Source organism: Streptomyces sp. NRRL B-24085 (assembly GCF_001282115.1).
Lineage (GTDB): Bacteria > Actinomycetota > Actinomycetes > Streptomycetales > Streptomycetaceae > Streptomyces.
Genome location: NZ_LJBR01000349.1, coordinates 1 through 1,565 on the forward strand (window position 1 = coordinate 1; position 1,565 = coordinate 1,565).

2 protein-coding genes are annotated in these 1,565 nt (G+C 72.7%); both read left to right on the plus strand.

Going from position 1 to position 1,565, the window contains the following annotated elements; genetic code table 11:
- On the plus strand, window positions 1-567 hold a 567-nt coding region (locus AOJ26_RS31970), incomplete at its 5' end, for a hypothetical protein (RefSeq protein WP_053851859.1).
- Window positions 564-1,457 carry a bifunctional DNA primase/polymerase gene (locus AOJ26_RS31975; protein WP_053851860.1) on the plus strand — a complete coding sequence of 298 codons (894 nt, stop codon included), beginning with the start codon at window positions 564-566 and terminating at the stop codon, window positions 1,455-1,457. The genes AOJ26_RS31970 and AOJ26_RS31975, both read left to right, overlap by 4 nt.
- The last annotated feature ends 108 nt before the right edge of the window (window positions 1,458-1,565 follow it).

Sequence of the window (1,565 nt, forward strand, 5' to 3'; positions counted from 1 at the left end):
ATCAACCCGCAGCCACGCTACCCGTACCGGTTCGTGCAGGCGGACGCGATCGCGTTCGTCCTCGAACACGGTGCGGAGTTCGACTTCATCCATGCCTCGCCCCCGTGCCAGCACGACAGCGACTGCCAGCGCATCCAGGACAACGCCCACCCCGACCTGATCGCCCCCACCCGCGCCGCCCTCGAAGCATCCGGCCGGCCGTGGGTGATGGAGAACGTGCGGGGCGCACTGCCCAAGCTGCACGCTCCGGTGATGCTGTGCGGGCCTATGTTCGGCCTGGCCACGTACCGCCACCGCTACTTCGAGACCGGCGGCGGCTTCACCCTCGACCAGCCGGACCACCCGGCGCACACGGTCCCGCAGGCCAAGATGGGCCGACCCGTCCCGCCCGGCCACTACGGGCAGTTTGTCGGCAACTTCTCCGGCGTCGACCTCGCCCGCCGGGTCATGGGCGTGCCGTGGATGAACCGGGACGGCATCCGCGAGTGCATCCCGCCCGCCTACGCCGACCACATCGGCCGCGCAGCCCTGGCCGCTCTCTCCCCGGTGCTGGGGGTGGCGGCATGAGCGAGGACCTGATGCGCGCCGCGCTGGAGGCCGCCGCGCGCGGCTGGCACGTCTTCCCCCTGCGTCCCGGCACCAAGCGGCCCGCCCTGCACGGCGAGGCCGCCTGCCCCCGCACCGGAGTCTGCGCGAGCGGCCACCGCAAGTGGGAACAGCGCGCCACCGCCGACCCCGACCGCATCCGCGCAACCTGGTCCCGGGCCCCGTACAACGTCGGCATCGCCACCGGCCCCTCCGGGCTGGTCGTCATCGACCTCGACCTGCCCAAAGACAAGGGCAGTTCGGACGCGCCTTCCGGCGCGGCAACCTTCCAAGCGCTCTGCGAGCGCGCCGGCCACGCCGTCCCCGGCACCTATCGGACCCGGACCGCGAGCGGCGGAGAGCACTTGCACTTCACCGCCCCGGACGGCGTCCGTCTCGCCAACACGGCAGGCACCATTGCCCCGTTGGTCGACACCCGTGCGTGGGGCGGTTACGTGGTCGCCGCCGGGTCCCGCACCCCCGCCGGAGCCTACGAGGCGCTGTGCGGCTCTGTGGCGGCCCCTCTGCCGTCCTGGCTGCAAAGCATCCTGCAACCGGCCCCCAGGGCGCCTCAGGCCCCTTCAGTGGCCGTAGCGGGGCAATCACGGCGATATGCGGATGTAGCGCTCACCGCTGAGACACGGAACGTCGCCACCGCCCAACGCGGCGCGCGGGAAGCCGCGTTGTTCCGTGCCGCGCGCGCCCTGGGACGCTTCGTCGCGTGGGGCGACCTCCCCCGGCACGTGGTTGAGCAGGCTCTTCAGGAGGCAGGCGAGGCGGCCGGACTCACCGACGCTGAGTGCCGCTCCACCCTGCGCAGCGCCCTCAACTGGTCCATCGCCCACAACACGGTCAGGCGGGATGCGGCATGAGCACCCCTGACCGCCCCTCCCTGAAGAGCATCCCCACCACCCCTCCCGGCCCGCAGGCACGCCCCATGGCCTGCGGGCCGGGAGGGGTGGTGGGGATGCTCTTCAGGG